10 protein-coding genes are annotated in these 16,391 nt (G+C 71.1%); 5 read left to right on the top strand and 5 right to left on the bottom strand.

Translation table 11 applies throughout. From position 1 onward, the window contains the following. Nucleotides 1–121 precede the first annotated feature (121 nt). On the top strand, nucleotides 122–874 hold the full coding sequence (locus D7Y21_RS05655) for a biotin/lipoyl-containing protein (protein WP_158627237.1): 753 nt from the start codon (nucleotides 122–124) through the stop codon (nucleotides 872–874). Nucleotides 875–887: 13 nt separating this feature from the next. Here D7Y21_RS05655 and D7Y21_RS43415 read toward each other — a convergent pair whose 3' ends face one another. Further along, nucleotides 888–2,447: a ribonuclease H-like domain-containing protein gene (locus D7Y21_RS43415; protein ID WP_121711721.1), complete on the bottom strand. Its 1,560-nt coding sequence runs from the start codon at nucleotides 2,445–2,447 to the stop codon at nucleotides 888–890. 16 nt (nucleotides 2,448–2,463) lie between these two features. After that, entirely contained in the window at nucleotides 2,464–4,884 is a 2,421-nt protein-coding gene (locus D7Y21_RS05645) for a DEAD/DEAH box helicase (RefSeq protein ID WP_199724259.1), read from the bottom strand. Between the two features lie 184 nt (nucleotides 4,885–5,068). On the opposite strand from D7Y21_RS05645, the gene D7Y21_RS05640 reads away from it, so the two are divergent. Continuing rightward, the gene (locus D7Y21_RS05640; RefSeq protein WP_120563208.1) at nucleotides 5,069–6,316 is read left to right on the top strand and encodes an SLC13 family permease; all 1,248 of its coding nucleotides are present in this window, start codon (nucleotides 5,069–5,071) and stop codon (nucleotides 6,314–6,316) included. Here D7Y21_RS05640 and D7Y21_RS05635 read toward each other — a convergent pair. Then, nucleotides 6,313–7,134 (bottom strand): hypothetical protein, encoded by an 822-nt coding sequence (locus D7Y21_RS05635; protein ID WP_199735364.1) that lies wholly within the window; start codon nucleotides 7,132–7,134, stop codon nucleotides 6,313–6,315. The genes D7Y21_RS05640 and D7Y21_RS05635 overlap by 4 nt on opposite strands. A 91-nt stretch (nucleotides 7,135–7,225) precedes the next feature. Here D7Y21_RS05635 and D7Y21_RS05630 point away from each other — a divergent pair, with 91 nt between their 5' ends. The 3 genes from D7Y21_RS05630 to D7Y21_RS05620 are packed head-to-tail and all read left to right on the top strand — an operon-like array spanning nucleotide 7,226 to nucleotide 12,037. After that, on the top strand, nucleotides 7,226–7,984 hold the full coding sequence (locus D7Y21_RS05630; RefSeq protein WP_233611992.1) for a general secretion pathway protein GspE: 759 nt from the start codon (nucleotides 7,226–7,228) through the stop codon (nucleotides 7,982–7,984). A 7-nt stretch (nucleotides 7,985–7,991) separates the two neighbouring features. After that, nucleotides 7,992–9,917: a hypothetical protein gene (locus D7Y21_RS05625; RefSeq protein ID WP_121711717.1), complete on the top strand. Its 1,926-nt coding sequence runs from the start codon at nucleotides 7,992–7,994 to the stop codon at nucleotides 9,915–9,917. Continuing rightward, entirely contained in the window at nucleotides 9,914–12,037 is a 2,124-nt protein-coding gene (locus tag D7Y21_RS05620) for a hypothetical protein (RefSeq protein ID WP_121711715.1), read from the top strand. The genes D7Y21_RS05625 and D7Y21_RS05620 overlap by 4 nt, the downstream gene beginning before the upstream one ends. 17 nt (nucleotides 12,038–12,054) lie before the next feature. Here the strand turns inward: D7Y21_RS05620 and D7Y21_RS05615 are convergent, their stop codons facing one another. Both D7Y21_RS05615 and D7Y21_RS05610 read right to left on the bottom strand, forming a co-directional pair. After that, nucleotides 12,055–12,567, bottom strand: coding sequence for a hypothetical protein (locus D7Y21_RS05615; protein ID WP_120563298.1), 513 nt, complete (start codon nucleotides 12,565–12,567; stop codon nucleotides 12,055–12,057). After that, entirely contained in the window at nucleotides 12,564–16,391 is a 3,828-nt protein-coding gene (locus D7Y21_RS05610) for a type VI secretion IcmF C-terminal domain-containing protein (RefSeq protein WP_121711713.1), read from the bottom strand. The genes D7Y21_RS05615 and D7Y21_RS05610 overlap by 4 nt, the downstream gene beginning before the upstream one ends.

Raw genomic sequence — 16,391 nt, 5'->3', positions numbered from 1 at the left:
AGGGCGAGCAGGCGTGCGCGTCCGTCAAGTTTCGGGGATCTGGTTGAAGGCCTGGCGGTGAATCCCGCGTTCCAACCAGTCCTGGCGCAGGGAGGCCGGGATGGATCATCCTGTTCCGTGCATGGATCCGCGGACCGAATCCCCTCCGACGCCTGTCCCCTCCTCTCCCAAGTCGGCGTCCCGCTTTTCACGGCGGGCGTGGGCCTGGAGCGCGGTGGGCGCGGTGGTGACGCTGGGGGTGCTCGCGGGGATGGTGCGGGTGGAGCGCTCCGCGCGAGGCCCGGTGCTCGTCCAGGTGGGAGAGTGGGTGGATGTCCCGGCCCCGGTGGCGGGGCAGGTGATGTCGGTGCACGTGGGGCTGAGCCAGAAGGTCCAGGCAGGTCAGGTGGTGGCGCGGCTGGAGACGGCGTCCGGGGCCGCGGAAGTGGTGGCGCCCCTGGCGGCGATGGTGGGCCGGGTGTCGGTGACGAAGGGGGCGCGGGTGGGGGCGGGGCAGCCGGTGGCGAGCCTGTTGAACCGGGACGCGGTGCTGCCGTCGCTCTACGTGCTGTTCTCGGAGGACTACCGGCCGGAGTTGGCCCCGGGAATGACGTTGGAATTCCAGACGCCGGGCATGCCCCACCCGCTCGAAACGGTCATCGAGCAGGTGGAAGGCCCGGAGGAGTCGCTCCAGTTCACGAAGGCGCAGCAGCGAGACGCGGCGTACCCGGAAGGCGCGGTGCTGATCCGGGCGCACGTGCCGGCCCGGAACTACGAGCGTGACGGCAAGAAGCGCGTCTACCAGGACGGCGAGTCGGGCCGGGCCCAGGTGAAGCTGGGCACGCAGCGGTTGCTCGTCGCGTGGTTCCCGGGCTTGCGTGATGCGCTGCCGTGAGGCGGCCCGATGCTCAGGCCCCCTGACGCGACAGCCGGCGTTCCAGACGCTCCAGGCGGAGCTGGTGGTCCTCGGGCAGCTCCACGGGGGCGGCGAGCCTGGCGTGGTACAGGGCCCGGGGCAGGTCCTTGAGGGAGTGCTCGTAGAGCTTCGTCAGGGACAGGTGCAGCACCGCGCCCTGCCCGGGCTTCGCGAACGTGAGCGCACGTTGCAGGTGCGCCACCGCCGTCTCGCAGTCCCCCGAGCGGCGGCAGAGGCGCGAGGCCAGCACCAGCGCTTCGATTCCCACCGGGCCTCCGCTCTCCGCCGCGGCCTTCGCGAACGTCAGCGCCCGCGCCGCGTCCCCTGCCCTCTCCGCCACCTGCGCGAAGCCCAGCAGATCCCGGGGGTCCTGCTGCTCCGTGCCTTCCGACTGGAAGCGGCGCACCAGATCGCCCATCAGCGCCGCCAGCAGCAGCAGGTCCTTCTGGTTGTGCTCCAGCACCGGCACCAGCTCCGAACCGTCCGTGCCTCGCAGGAAGCGGAAGTACAGCTCCGGGATCAGTGAACCGTCCACGTCCCCGACCCGGTGATGCCCCAGCACCTTCGACTCCAGGTGCACCAGCCGCGCGCCCTCGCCGCGGTGCTTGAACACGCGCCGCGCGCAGTGCAGCAGGTCCAGGTGCGGCAGCTCCTTTGGCACCGGCACCCGGTTGAGCACGAAGCGCGTGCGGAGCAGCGGCCAGTCGAAGCTCTTGCCGTTGTACGTGACGAGACAGGACGACGACGCCATGCGCTCGGCCAGCAGGCGAAGCATGGGCGCCTCTTCTCCCATGCGCCGCAGGAAGAGCTGCTGCACGCGCATCGAGCGGCCCTCGAACCAGCCCAGGCCCACCAGGAACGGCACCGTGCCCGTGCCGCCCGCGAGCCCCGTCGTCTCCGTGTCCAGCATCAGCATCCGCGTGAAGTCCACCGACTCCAGCTCCGGATGCAGCGCCAGCCCCGCCACCAGCCGCGCCTCCACGTCGAGCGCCGCCGCCACCGGCGCCGTGCCGTGACGGTGGTCCGGCGCATACACCTGATCGGCTACGTGCACCGTGCCATGCGGCGTCGACCGGGCCTCCACAGGCAGCGCCCGAGGCTCGGGGACCGGCGCCACCGCCTTCCGAGCGGACGCCGTGCCCTGACGCTCCGCCCAGAACGACAACATCTGGCGCAGCTCTTCCACCCGTGGATCCGAAGCGCCATCCGCCGCGCCGCCGCGCTTCGCAGCGAACCGCCGCCGCGCCTCCTCGCGCAGGTCCACGAGGCCGTCCGCCCGTGTGGCCTCCTGGGAGGGAACGTCCTGAGGAGGAGGCACATCGAGGGCAGGTTCCCCCTCCCCGTCCATGGACATGCGCTTGCGCAGCGCCTGGACCAGCACCTCCGCGATGGTGGTCGTCCCCGCCTCTTCCACCGGCGGAATCCGCGCCACCTCCGCGCCCTGCGCGCGAGCCTCCACCGCCGGTGTCTCCACCACGGCGTTCACGGGCGCCCGGGCCTGACTGCCGGGGCCCGCGTTGGTGAGTCGGGACAGCTTGCGCTTCAGGTCCATGCCGCGCCCGTGCTCCTCACTGCACCCCGGCGACGCCGAGCGCCGCCAGCAGGTCCAACGCCAGCCGCTTGCGCGGATGCGACCCCGACTGCGCGCTCCCCGGCTGCCCACCCGCCGCGGGCCCGATGCACGCCGGACACCCGTCCTCGCATGGGCATGACTCCAGCAGCTTGCGCCCTCGCAGGAGCAGCTCCTCGCGCTGATCGTACAGCCGCGCCGCCAGCCCCACGCCACCGGGCACGTTGTCGTAGAGGAACAGCGTCGGGTCGAAGCCCACGCCCCCCTCCTTGCGCGGCGGACCGTCCGGCTCGTCCTTGCTGCCCAGCGTGCGGCCCAGATCGCGCGGGTCGCTCATCAACCCCACGCACGCCACCGTGCGCAGCGCGGAGCCCAGGCCTCGCAGCGCGTCGATGACCGCGGGCCGGGGCGCGTCCATGCTCCGCACCACCGCCTCCGGCACCGTCAGCCACAGCGCCGACGTGTGCATCTGCATCTCCGGCAGCCGCACGTCGCCGTAGCCCACGTTCTCGTGCGTGTGGAACTTGATCTTCTTGTAGCCGACCACCTTCTCGATGACGGACACCTCGCCCAGCCCCGCGTGCAGCGCGGGCCCCAGCGGCGCGCCCTGGTCCTCCTGGATGACGCTGACGCGCACGTTCGTCATCGCGTCCGTGAAGTAGTCCGGCGCCACCTTGCGCACGAACGCCTTGTGGTTCTCCAGGTCCAGCATCTCCACCTGATACTGCTCGGAGTCGTGCTGGTAGATGGCCTGCTCGTGCAGCTGCGTGTGCGCCGAGCGGAAGTCCATCTCCGCCAGCGTCTTGTCCGTGCCGCGCTCGATGACCACCACGTTGTCCCAGCCCACGCTGCGCAACGACACGTGGTGCGCTGGATATGCGTCCGAAGACCAGTGGAACATCCGCCGCCCGCCCTCCGGCGCCTGCGACGGGTGCACCACCTGGTGCTGCGTGAGGAAGTCCAGCGCCTCCGTGGTGTTCTCCACCGGCACGTCGCCGAACGCGTCCCCTTCCTCGAAGGGCAGCTCGAACGCCGCGCACTTCAGGTGCTGGACCAATATCTCCACGTTGTCCGGATCAATCCGCGCATGCTCCACCGGTGCTCCCGTGAGCGCGCGTGGATCCGCCGCGAAGTACTGATCCAACGGCGCGCTGGACGTCACCAGCAGCGCCAGGCTCCCCATGCCGCGCCGGCCCGCTCGGCCGAAGCGCTGCGCCAGCGCCGCCACGGAGCCCGGGTAGCCCGCGCACACCACCGCGTCCAGCGACCCGATGTCGATGCCCAACTCCAGCGCGTTGGTGGCCACCACGCAGCGCACCTCGCCCGCGCGCATCGCGGCCTCCGTCGCGCGGCGGGTGCCCGGCAGGTAGCCGCCCCGGTAGCCCTGGATGAGCGACGGGTCCAGCTTCTCCTCCACGAACCGGTCGCGCAGGTACTTGAGCATCACCTCCACGTTGTTGCGCGACTGGCCGAACAGCAGCGTGGACACGCCCGCGCGCACCAGGTCCGAGGTGAGCCGCACCGCGCTCTTGAGATAGCTGGCGCGGATGCCCAGCTCCGCGTTCACCACCGGCGGGTTGTAGACCAGCACCCGGCGCTCGCCGGACGGCGCCCCGCTCTCCGATACGAGCGCCACCTCGCGCCCCAGCATCCGCTCCGCGTGCGCCTTCGGGTTGCCGATGGTCGCCGACGCCAGGATGAACGTGGGCGATGCCCCATGGAACCGCGCCACCCGCTGCAACCGCCGCAGCACGTTCGCCAGGTGCGAACCGAAGACGCCCCGGTACGTGTGCAGCTCGTCGATGACGACGTAGCGCAGGTTCGAGAACAGCCGCGCCCAGTTCGCGTGGTGCGGCAGGATGCCCGTGTGCAGCATGTCCGGGTTGGTGAGCACCACACCCGCGCGCTCCCGGGCCGCCCGGCGCGCGTCCCCCGGCGTGTCACCGTCGAAGGTGATGGCGCCGTGGCCCAGGCCCGCCTCGCGCATGAACGCGCGCAGCGATTCCTCCTGGTCGCGAGACAGGGCCTTGGTGGGGAACAGGTAGAGCGCCCGCGCTTCCGGCTCGCGCGCGAAGCGATCCAACAGCGGCAGGTTGTAACAGAGGCTCTTTCCGGACGCGGTCGGCGTGGCGATGACCAGGCTCTCCCCGTCGCGGGCCCGCTCGAAGGCCTCCGCCTGATGGGAGAAGAGCTGCTCCACACCCCGGCGCTTGAGCGCGTCCCGGACCTGGGGGGACAGCCCCTCCGGCAGCGGCGCGAACACGCCAGCGCGGGCCGGCGTCACGGCGTCGTGGACGATGTTCGGCCAGACCTGCCGGTCCGTCCGCCATCCCTGGAGGACTGCATCCAGCCCGCGAGCCCCCGACCACGGCGTGCGGCGCGGGCCGGAGAAGGCCTCGGTTTCCTTCTCGGGCTTCATAGGGCCGGCCACTGTACAGACGTGTACCCGGAAGGACAACGCGCGTCAGGACCCACCACGGCGGTCTTTTGGGGGCCCATCACCCACATTCCCACCCGACAGTAGCCGGCCCGATTCCCTGCTGGACAGGCGGCTCCGGCGGACCTCGACGGGCCTCCGGCGCGGACCCTAGTGTCCCGCGCCCGTGGCGCTCGCGATCTTCCTCTTCACTTACATCTTCATCGCCGGGGCGAGGCTGCCCTTCATCAAGCTGGACCGTCCCGGAGGTGCCCTGCTGGGCGCCACGCTGATGGTCGTCGCCGGGGCCGTCACGCCCGCGGAGGTCTTCGGTCACAGCGCGGACCGGGGCCAGCAGGCCATCGACATGGACACGCTCGTCCTCTTGCTGGGGATGATGCTGCTGGCCGTGTACCTGGCGCAGGCGAACTTCTTCCGCGCCGCCGGGGCCAAGGCCCTCAAGGTCGCGCACACGCCGCGGCTGCTCCTGGTGGCCGTGACGTTCGTGAGCGCGTTCCTGTCCGCGTTCCTCGTCAACGACACCGTGTGTCTGTTCCTCACGCCGCTGGTGCTGGTGGTGGTGGAGGACGCGCGCCTGCCGCCCGTGCCGTACCTGCTCGCGGTGTGCATGGGCAGCAACAGCGGCTCCGTGGCCACCTTCACCGGCAACCCGCAGAACATGCTGATCCAGGGCGCGTCCGGCCTGGGCTACGCGCGGTTCGCCGCGTACATGGCCCTGCCCGCGGTGCTCTCCACGCTCATCGTCGCCGTGGCGCTGCTCTACCTCTTCCGCAAGGAGCTGCCGTCCGCGCGCTTCGAGACGCACCCGCCCCCGCTGGAGGTGGATCGCCGGCTGCTCGTGCTGGGGCTGGGAGGCCTGCTGGGCGTGGTGGTGGCGTTCTTCGCCGGGCTGCCCATGAGCTGGAGCGCGCTCGCGGGCGGCGTGCTGGTGATGACCCTGTCCGGGCACGAGCCGCGCGAGGCCCTGGAGCGCGTGGACTGGGTGCTGCTGCTCTTCTTCGCCAGCCTCTTCGTCGTCGTGCACGGGGTGCACAAGGCGGGCTGGGCGGAGGAGATCCGCCACATGTTCTCCCCGCTGATGGCCGGGCCTCCGTGGCGCGAGACGCTGGGCTTCGCGGGCCTGACGCTGGTGGCGTCCAACCTCTTCAGCAACGTGCCCTTCGTGATGCTGGCGCGCGCGTGGGTGCCGTCCATGCAGGAGCCGGAGCTGGCGTGGCACGTGCTCGCGCTGGGCTCCACGCTCGCGGGCAACCTCACGCTGGTGGGCAGCGTGGCGAATCTCATCGTCTTCGAGGCCGCGCGCGGCAAGGTCCGCATGGGCTTCATGGACTACCTGCGCGTGGGCGTGCCCGTGACGCTGATCAGCTTCGCCGTGGGCCTGGGTGTGCTCCTGGCGGAGCACGCCCTCTTCTAGGCATCCGGATCCGGCAGCTCGCCCGGGGGCAGCTGGTGCTCGGGCGGAGTGGGCGCGGGGGTGACGGCGGAGGGCACGGTGTCCGGCGCGTTGCTGCCCGAGGGAGCCGCGCCCTTGCGGTTCGTGGGCGTCAGGTCCTTCACGAACATGTCCGCCACCTTGTCCAACAGGTCCGTCATGGCCAGGCGGAACAGCTCCGGATCCTTGCCGACCTTGAACGGATCCAGGTGCTGCGCGCCCTGCTCCACCGCGTCCAGGTCGAACGGCCGGCGCCACAGCTCCGAGCGCCCGTCCAGCCGGAACATGCGCCCGTAACCCTTGAGGTAGGCCCCGGCGTGCCCGTCATCGCTGCGCATGCCGTAGTCCTGGATGACGAACTCCACGATGGTGTCCGCGCCCAGCGGGGCCATCAAGTCGTAGTCCGGCGCGTTGGCGGGCACCTCCTCCACCAGGAAGCTCTCCAGCGCGGAGGCCACCCGGGCGGGGTCCACCGCGTTCGTCCAGGGGGCCTCTTCCGGCAGGCGCGACAGGGTGGTGACGCGCAGGCGCTCGGAGAGTTCGAAGCGCGTCACCGCCTGCTGCAGCTTCACGGTGAGCCGGCGGTCCGCCTCCTTGGGCTCCAGCTTCTTGAGCTTGTCGGAGTACGCGCTGTCCTCCTGGAACACCTTGCTCTTGGGCCCCGCGCCGTCCTCGATGCGGGAGATGAAGGCGGGCCGCTGGACCCGGTCCAGGTCCGCGCCGGACAGGCGCTGGGAGGCGCAACCGGCGGTGAAGGCGACGAGGACTGCCGCGAATAGGACGCTTCGGCTTCGCACCATGGGGCCCAGGCTATCCCATCCCCGCCCCCCTGGCCTGTTTGTGACCCCCCGAAGGCCTGGGGAGTGTCCGGCGCTGATATGATGCCCGGCCGTGAATCCTCCCCCTTCTGTTCCTCCCGGCCCGGGCCCCAATCGCAAGCGGCGGTTGGGCGAGATCCTGATGGACGCCGGACTGCTCACCGAAACCCAGCTGCGTACGGCGCTCGCCGAGCAGCGCAAGTGGGGCGGCCGGCTGGGCCTCACCCTGGTGCAGATGGGCGTCGTGGACGAAAGCTCCATGGTGCACGCCCTGTCGCGGCAGCTGGCCATCCCCACGGTGAACCTGGACACGCACGTCCCCGTGCCGAACGCCCTCCAGGCGCTGCGCGTGGACATCGCCGAGCGCTACACCGTCTTCCCCATCGCCTACGAGCCCGGCACCAAGATGCTCACCGTGGCCACGTCGGATCCCACCAACGTGGAGTCCCTACAGGAGCTGGCCTTCCACTCCGGCCAGAAGCTCCAGGTGGTGGTGGCGACGGCGTCCTCCATCGAGCGCGCCATCCGGCACCACTACCACGGCGAGGTCACCTCCACGGCCGCCACGCCGCTGAGCTTCGGCATGGAGGAGGCCACGTTCGAGCTGGCCCCGCCCCAGCAGGCCGAACCCGCCGCGCCGCCGCGAACCCCCACGCCGCCGCCGGTGGTGCGCGACATGGAGCTGGCGTCGAAGGTGGAGGCGCTCACGCAGCAGGTGGCGGACCTGGAGCGCATGGTGGCGCAGCAGGCGCGCGTGATGCGCGCGATGATGGACGCGCTGGAGGCCCGGGGCGCGCTGACCCGCGAAGAGGTCCAGGCGAAGGCCCGGTGAACACGGCATGGCGCTCCCCTTCTCCGAAAAGCTGAAGCTGGAGCTGACCGTCACGGCGGGCGAGCAGGCCTTCGCCATTCCGGGCGGCCAGGTGCGGGATTTCTCGCTGCGGATGACGCCCACCGGCTTCCGCTGCGAGCTGACGTTCTGGACCGCGCTGGAGAAGGCGGACGCGGCGCTGTTCACCGCGTTCAGCAAGCCGGACCTGGTGCGGGTGCGGCTGGCGCTGTCCGGCGTCTTCGACCCGCCGCCCGCGCCGCTCGTGGTGCAGGGCATCGTCACGGAGAAGCGCGTCGGCGGCACCGCGCACGGCAAGAAGGACAGCGTGGCGGTGGCCTTCCGCCAGTACACGGTGACCTTCGAGGACCCCGCGCGCGTCCTCTGGAAGCAGCACCGCCCGGTGGAGCTGCACACGGCGAAGAAGCTGTCGGAGCTGCTGGACGCGCACAAGCCCGGCGGCCTGCTGCTCACCTACGACTGGGACGCGCTGGAGGCGAAGCAGGCCCTGGTGTGCCTGGGCATCGGGGATGATCACGCGGCCGCGAGCTTCTACGACTTCGTCCTCTGGTACGTGGACACGCGCGGCGGCGTGCTCACGTATGACAGCCCCAAGGACACGTACACCTTCTCCGCGAAGAAGCCGGCCACGGGCGCCGTCACCGGGCTCAGCCGCAAGCACGTGTCGCGCGTGGACGTGGAGATGCCGCCCGTCATCCGGCACAGCGCGCGGGTGCTCAACGCCTTCGGGGCCGGGGCGACCACGGTGGCGCTGGAGCAGTCCCAGGCAGTGGCGGGCATCCAGCACGACATGCTGGTGCGCACGCCGATCGCGACGGAGGCGGAGCAGCGTCAGTCGCTGGAGAAGGGGCGCCTGCGCGTGCGCAAGCGGCGGCTGCGGCTGACGTTCCTGGACATGCCGCCCATCGCGCTGCACCCGGGGGCGTTGATCAAGCTGGACGGCGGGCGCTGGAGCCCGGACCTCACGGGCCTGGGGGAGGACCATCGCGTCGCGGAGCTGGCCTTCGACGGCGTGGGGCTCCAGGCCGGTCCGCACGACGGGCAGCAGGAGACGATGCAGGGCTTCACGGTCTCCCTGTCCGTGCTGCTGGAGCAGAAGTCGGATCCGGTGCCGGAGCTGCCCGCGTACCGGCCGCCCCGCTACCCCATCTACGTCGAGGGTAAGATGCACAGCCCCGGCGGCGAGGCCTCGGACCGCATCTACCTGCAGGTGGATGATCAGAAGACGTCCGTGACGAACTACCGGGTGGCGATTCCCCTGTGGAACAAGACGGTGAGCGTGCCGGCCGAGCCCGGTGAGTTCCCTGGGACGTTCTACTTCCCGCCGTACAAGAACGAGCGGGTGCTGGTGGCGCTGCACTTCGACCACGCGGCGCTGCACCGCTTCCTGGACTGGGGCGAAGGCGTGCGCATGCCCCAGGACAGCCAGGGCGATCAGATCCTCTTTGGCAAGAACGGCGCGAACCAGACGGCGCTCACGCACGACTTCAAGGACAACAAGCCGGTGTGGAACCTGGGGCGGGTGAACTCCAACGACACGGAGATCATCCGCATGTCGGAAGGGCACCTCCTCATCCAGACGAAGGAGAACCCCGGCGGCGCCGCCACCACGCCCACGTATGACGTGACGCCGCAGGTGGAGACGGCGAAGGGCGACCTCACCGCGGGCGTGGACGGCGCGGTGAGCAACGCGACGGCGGCGTACAAGGAGTCCTCGGCGGCGGTGAACGCCAAGCTGAACGCGGCGACGGAGGAGACGGGCGCGGCCCTCTCCGCCGCGGAGGCCCAGGTGAAGGGCAAGGCCGCTGAATCCCGCGCCAAACTCACCGGCGCGCTCAACGGCGTGGATGGCCAGGCGGGCGCGCTCTCCGGCGCCGCCGCTGAAGCCAAGGCCGCGCTCGCGGGGCTGAAATGAACGAACTGCGCGCCACCGTGGCGAAGCACAAGTCGGCCGTGGAGGGCTTCGGCTCCGGCCTCACGCCGCGCCTCGCCACCGCGAAGGGCGAGGTGGAGACCCTGGCCCAGGGCGTCGTGGAGCAGGTCGCCGCGCTCCGTCCCTCCATCAGCGCGTCGCTGGGGGCGCTGCTCACGCAGGTGACCGCGACGAACGTGACGCTGGCGGACCCCTCCCCTCGCTTCGACGCGCTGGCCTCGGAGGTCGAAGGCCACCAGCAGTCGCTGACCGCCTCCAGCACCACGGCGCGCACGAAGGCGGAGTCGCTGGGCCAGGAGGCGACGGCGAAGAGCCAGGGGCTGGAGGCACAGGCGAAGTCGTCCGCGGAGTCGTCGCAGGGACAGCTCACCGCGCTCCAGCAACAGGTGGCCCAGAAGTGTGACGCGGACAAGAAGTCCTTCGACGCGAAGCTGGCGAAGCGCAAGGGCTCCAAGCAGGAGACGGAGGCCCGCCGCGCGCAGGGCTACGCGCTGATTGATCAAACACGCTCGCAGCTCACGCAGGACCTCACGGGCGTGGGGTCGACCCTCACTGCGGCGCTGGCGGCGGTGCTGGTGCGGCTGACCACCTCGCGCGACGCGGCGACGGGCCGGAGCACCCAGCTCACCTCCACGCTGGACGGCGCGGTGAAGAACCCCGTGAGCGCGCTGAAGACGCTGCACCAGGAAATCGTCAGCGCGGGCACGACGGCGAAGGACACCCACCAGCAGCAACAGTCCGCGCTGGAGGGCCAGCGCAAGACGCTGGTGGATCAGCTGATGGCCGCGGCGGCGGCGGCGGCGGCCATCGTGGATCCGCTGGACACCCAGGTGGCCCCGTCTCTGACGGTGGGCAAGGCGCAGGCGGACGGGGCGCTGGACACGCTGGGCAAGACGATTGGCGGACAGGTGGCCAGCGTCACGGCGCAGCTCACGGCGGTGGAGAAGCTCATCGACCAGGTGCAGAAGCAGGTGGAGACCGCCATCACCACGGTGAGCGGCACCATCGACGGCGTGGTGCAGGGCGCGCTCACGGCGGTGGAGACCCTCAAGGCGCCGCTGAAGGCCACGCTGGAGGCGGCCTTCACCACGCTGGATACCCTGGTCGCGACCATCAGCGCCCTCAAGCAACAGGTGATGGCGCTGTTCGAAGCGCTGCCGCAGATGCTGGAGCAGCTCCAGACCCTCTTCCAGCAGATCGTCGGCTCGCTGGAGTCGCTGCTGGAGCGCGCCATGGGCCTCCTGGACGCCATCCCTGCCGCGGACCTGCCCAAGCCGCTGGTGAGCCCCGCGGTGCAGGGCATCAGCCAGGTGGTGGGGCAGATCACCACGCAGCTGGGCACCCTCTCCTCGCAGGTAGGCACGCAGCTCCAGGCGGTGCAGAAGACCATCGTCTCTCAGGTGGAGACGGTGCAGACCCAGGCCCAGACGCAGATAGACACGGCCACGACGCAGGCCGTGACGCAGATGGGCACGCTCACCCAGTCCGTCCTCCAGGGCATCGAGCAGGCCACCGCGCAGGTGGGCCAGATCGTCGCCGCGGCCGTCACGCAGATTGGCACCGTGAAGGACCAGGGCGTGCAGCAGATCGAGGCCATGAAACAGCAAGTGGCCGCCCGGGTGACGCCGCTGGACACGCAGGTGCCCCAGCGCCTGGAGGCCCTGGACGCCCAGGTGGGCTCCGGCATCGACGCGGCGGTGCAGGCCATGCAGACGGCGAGGGACTCAGCGGAGGGCCAGGTGACGTCCGCCAAGGGCCGGCTGGACTCGCAGCTGGGCGGCACGAAGACTTCCGTGGCGGCCGGGCTGACGTCGCTGGAGCAGGCCCGCGCGAGCGCGGACACGTCGCTCGCCTCCCAGGCGGACTCGGCGCTCGCGGCCTTCAAGCAGCGCGCGGAGGGCCTGAAGACAGGGGCCCAGACGCAGGTGGACTCCGTCTCCACCCAGGCCACGGGACAGAAGCCGCAGCTCCTCTCCCCTCTCGACGCGATTGGCACCCAGCTCCAGGGGGGCGCCTTCGCGAAGCCGGTGACCGCGGCGAACGGCCGGGTGACGTCCGCGCTCAACGCGCTGGGGCCGAAGCTGGACGCGCTCGCGTCCTGAGCCCTCCGCCGCCGCTCCTACTTGGGAGAGGCCAGGGACATCTTGGGCTCGGGCACCTTGGGCGCTTCCGGGGCCTTGGGCGCTTCGGGCGCGGCCGGCGTGGACTCCTGCGCGGGCACGCCCTTCGGCAGGTCCGTGCGGATGCGGCTCTCCTGGAGCTCGATGTCCACCGTCTTGGGCACCGGCACGTCCAGCAGCGCCTGCCACGCGCCGTTGGGCGTGGTGAAGAGGAAGCTCACCGCCACCGCCTGCTCCGGCGGCAGGGGGATCTTCACCTGCTTCGTGCGGCTCGGGTAGATGACCACCGTCTGGAGCACGGAGTCGTCCGGGCTGATGACCTTGGCCGCGACGTCCGCGTAGCCCTCCGTCATCGCCGTCTTCGACACCGTGCGGATGAGCATGTACAGCGGCCGGCCCTGGTTGGTGCCCGCGGGCGCATTGACGTTCACCGTCAGGCTGGGCGCCGCGCAGCTGCCCACCACCACCGCCGTCACCAGCCCCGCCGCCAGCCTCACGCTCCTGTCCTTCATGGCACCACCCCACGGAATGGCGCCCAAGGCTCGCCGCGCAACCCGAAGCTGATCTCCAGCACCTTCTCGTTCGCCGCCAGCCCGCGGCCCGGCAGCACCCACACCACGTTGGACTGGTCCGTCAGCGTCGCGGACTCCAGCAGGCGGAAGCAGTTCCACGACGACTCGGACATCTCCATGGAGCGGTAGCGCTTCCCGTCCCGCTGCGGCGAGCGCAGCTCCACGCCGATGGACGACGGCTGCGGGCTCCACCAGCTCAGGGGGAACTCACCCCACGCCGGCCGCTGGTTGAAGCCGAACGACGCCGCCCCGCCGCACTTCAGGTACGACAGCGTCACGAAGCTGTCCGGCGTGGGCGCCGTCGGCAGCGGCAGCGGACGCACCTGCATGGGGATGGGCCGGGGCTTGCCCTCGTCGTCCCACAGGAGCTTCGACAGGCGGCCCAGCTGGCCCAGCGCGGAGAGCATGCGCGGCGGCAGCAGCAGCCGGGACTTCAGCGGATAGCGCACCGACCAGTCCGTCCCGCGCTCCTCCACCACCGGCGCCAGCACCTGCGTGACGAAGCCCCAGAAGGCCCCGTCCTTGCGGCGCAGGACCTCCAGCTCCACCGGATCCACTTCCTGCGACGCGCTGGGATTGAACGGATAGCGCTTCACCAGCGGGTCCAGCGTGCGGCGGGCCTGGTAGGTCCACTGCTCCGCGATGACACGCTCCAGCTCCGCGCGGCCCCGGTTGCGCACGATGATGAAGGGCTGGCGGAACGGCTGCCGGAACTCGCCCACCAGGCCGTGCTGATCCAGCCACGCGTCCACCCGGCGCAGATACGAGTCCTCCTCCTCCAGCAGCATGCTCAGCGCCACGCGCCCCACGGGCGACAGCATCTCCGCCAGCTGCGAGCCCGCCGAGGACGCCGTCGCGCCAGCGGCCCCGGGCGCCGCGGGAGTGGTGGGGGCGGCGGGCTTCGCGGCAGCGGGCTTCACGCCGGACAGCTCCTGCTGCAGCTGCGACACCAGCGTGGTGTAGGCCGCCAGCTCCACGATCGCGCCGCTCTTGTCCGGCGTCATCAGCTGCACGATCGGCTTGAAGGGCGCCACCGCGTCGCGCATGGGCGCGTAGTACTCGCTCTCCAGCGGGCCCACGCCGGCGCGGGTGGCCACGTCGCGCAGCATCGCCTCCAGCGGAGACGACGGCTGCAGCAGCACGGACAGGTCGCTGGACAGCGAGCCTCGCGGCGTGGTGCGGAAGCGGTAGCCCCGGAACGTCGCGTAGAGGTCCTGGCCGTAGCGCTTCGCGAACGTCTGCACCTTGCCCTGCACGAAGGTGGCGCGCTCCACGGCCTCCTCGCGCGACAGGCTGGACTTGGCGAGCCGCTCCGTGAACTCGTCCACCAGCGGGCTCAGCTGCGCGTCGAAGGCGGCCTTGCCCAGCACCTTGCCCACCACCGGAGCCGTCCCGCTGGTGAACTCCGTGTCGTCGTCCCCCACCCCTTCGGTGGCGACCTCCGACGTCATCTCCCCCGTGCGCGGGTTGAGCGCGTTGCCGTCGAACGGCGTACGGCCCGTCTCCTTCAGCGAGCGCAGCACCTTGTCCAGCAGCTGCCGCGACACGTCCATGGGGCGGAACTCGAAGTCGCGCCGGAGGACCTCCACCTGGTAGCGCGCGTCACCATCGCTGGGGGCGAAGAGGCCGTCCGCGCGGGTGAGCAGCTCCGCGGGCGTCATGCGGGCGGCGGCGCGCAGGGCGGCGTCCGTCTCGTCCTCCATGCGCAGGATGGCCTCCAGCGTCTGGCGGTTCTGGCGCAGCCAGTCCAGCGAGTCCAACAGGCTGCCCACGCCCTTCAGCTGGCTGGCGTCCGGCTCCGCGTCCGACGCGTTGATGAGGTCCATCACCTTGCGGGCGGAGCTGTACGGCGCGCTCTCCACCAGCGAGGCGCGCAGGCGCTCACGGTCGTCCGCCAGCGCGCGCCACCGGGCCAGGTCCAGCTCCTTCGCGGCCAGCGTCTCCTGCAACTGCATGAAGTGGTCGCGCCACGGGCCCAGCAGCCCGTCCATGGTCAGCCAGCCGTAGGGCCAGCGCGTCCAGGGGACGTTCTCGTCGAAGGGCTTGTCGCTGGCGATGACGTAGTTGGCGATCATCGGCTCCGCCAGGCCCATCGCCTCCAGCCAGTTGTGCTCCTGGTCGGTGCTGGCCAGGCTCAACCCGAAGGCCTCCGCCGTCCACCCCAGCTGCTTCTTGTGCGCCCCGTGCACGCTGCGCAGCACGAACTGGCCCAGGTCCTCGTTGCGCGAGGCGTAGAGCACGCCCAGCGTGTAGAGCACCTGCTCCGGACGGCACAGCGTCTCCATGTGGCAGCTGTCATCCACCGAGGGCGCCGGGACGAGCGGCGTGGCGCGCGTGCCGCGGCTGGCGAAGGCGGGCGCGGGCTGGCAGCCGGGAATCTGGCCAGGGCAGCGCCGGCACTGGTCCTGGCACTTCTCCAGCATCGGCTTCAGGTAGGACATCCGGATGCTGCGCGCGAGCCGCGCCCGCAGCTCCTCCCACTCGTCGGTGAAGCTGTGGGTCAGGGGCGGCCAGAAGCGCGTGGCGCCCCAGAGGTCCTCCATCGCCTTCACCGCGTCGCCCGTCTGGGACTCCACCACGGAGCCGGACACGCTCTGGTTGCGCTGCTCCAGCCGCTGCACCGTCACCTGGAACGCGTCCAGCTTGTCCTGCGCGCGCAACAGCAGCCGGTAGAAGTGCGCGTACGCCAGCAGCACCGGCAGGCACCCCACCGCGAGGATGGCCGCGCACCGGCGCAGGTGCGTCCAGCGGTAGTCCCGGACGAGCAGCTCCGCGGGTTGATCCGCCTGCACCGCCAGCGCGCCCGTGGGCTGGGCATCCGCCCCTCCCGAGGACAGGAACACGCGCTGGAGCTTCAGCGGGTACGCCAGCGAGCCGCCCTCCAGCAGCGTGGACACGAAGCGTCCCAGCGCCGCGAATGCATCGCCGCCGCGCGAGTAGAAGGACGCCAGCCGCTCGAACGCGTCCGGCGACAGGGAGGTGAGCCCCAGCGACAGGTACTTCTCCATGGGCTGGAGCGCTTCGCCCAGCTCCCCTTCCCTGCCGGGCGGCGGCACCGCCAGCTCCAGCGGCACGCCGTTCTTCCGGAGCAGCTGCGCGAAGTCCGCGTAGCCGTCCAGCGTGTCCATGTGCGTGAGGACCAGCCGCGTCTCCACGGGCGCCTGGCACACCTCCGACAAGAGATTGACCTTGCCGCGCAGCAGCTGGGTGACGCGCTTCACCTCGTCCGGAGACGTCTCCAGCAGCCAGTCGACCTTTAGGACGATGACGGCCCGGCCCACGTGCCGGCGCCCGAAGGTGGCCTTCCACAGCCGGCGCAGCGCGCGCCGCGCGTGGCGCGAGTCGTCCTCCAGCACGGGCGCGGCCAGCTCCTGCACCACGACCTCCGGCCCCAGGAACACCTTGAGGAGCGGGTCGTCCGTGTAGCTGGGCATGAACTGGCGCTGCTGCCGCTCCCAGTCCACCTCCGCTTCGATGAGGTCCGACTTGCCGCTGCCCGCCGGGCCCAGCACCACCAGCGTGGGGAAGTCCCGCACGGACGCGCGGAAGCGCCACGGCAGCTTCGCCAGGAACTGCTTGCGGATGGCCAGCAGCTGCCCCGACCCGAGCGGCTTCTGCTCGCCCGCGAGCGCAGGTCCGCGCTGCTGCCGCTTGCGCCACCAGAGCGTCACGCCCGCTCCAATGGCCGCGAGCACCACCACGATGCCCAGCACGAGCACCCAGTGGGCCTTCAAGGCCGCCAGCATGGACTGAAGCGCGCCCAC

Origin of the sequence: Corallococcus sp. AB045 (genome assembly GCF_003668895.1) — a bacterium.
Lineage (GTDB): Bacteria > Myxococcota > Myxococcia > Myxococcales > Myxococcaceae > Corallococcus > Corallococcus coralloides.
This window is presented reverse-complemented; position numbering and strand designations above follow the sequence as displayed.

What these genes read in the sequence shown, in the direction of transcription:
- D7Y21_RS05655 (WP_158627237.1), top strand. Translation starts at nt 122, where the DNA reads ATGGATCCGCGGACCGAATCCCCTCCGACGCCTGTCCCCTCCTCTCCC.
- D7Y21_RS43415 (WP_121711721.1), bottom strand. Translation starts at nt 2,447, where the DNA reads ATGGACCTGAAGCGCAAGCTGTCCCGACTCACCAACGCGGGCCCCGGC.
- D7Y21_RS05645 (WP_199724259.1), bottom strand. Translation starts at nt 4,884, where the DNA reads ATGAAGCCCGAGAAGGAAACCGAGGCCTTCTCCGGCCCGCGCCGCACG.
- D7Y21_RS05635 (WP_199735364.1), bottom strand. Translation starts at nt 7,134, where the DNA reads ATGGTGCGAAGCCGAAGCGTCCTATTCGCGGCAGTCCTCGTCGCCTTC.
- D7Y21_RS05625 (WP_121711717.1), top strand. Translation starts at nt 7,992, where the DNA reads ATGGCGCTCCCCTTCTCCGAAAAGCTGAAGCTGGAGCTGACCGTCACG.
- D7Y21_RS05620 (WP_121711715.1), top strand. Translation starts at nt 9,914, where the DNA reads ATGAACGAACTGCGCGCCACCGTGGCGAAGCACAAGTCGGCCGTGGAG.
- D7Y21_RS05615 (WP_120563298.1), bottom strand. Translation starts at nt 12,567, where the DNA reads ATGAAGGACAGGAGCGTGAGGCTGGCGGCGGGGCTGGTGACGGCGGTG.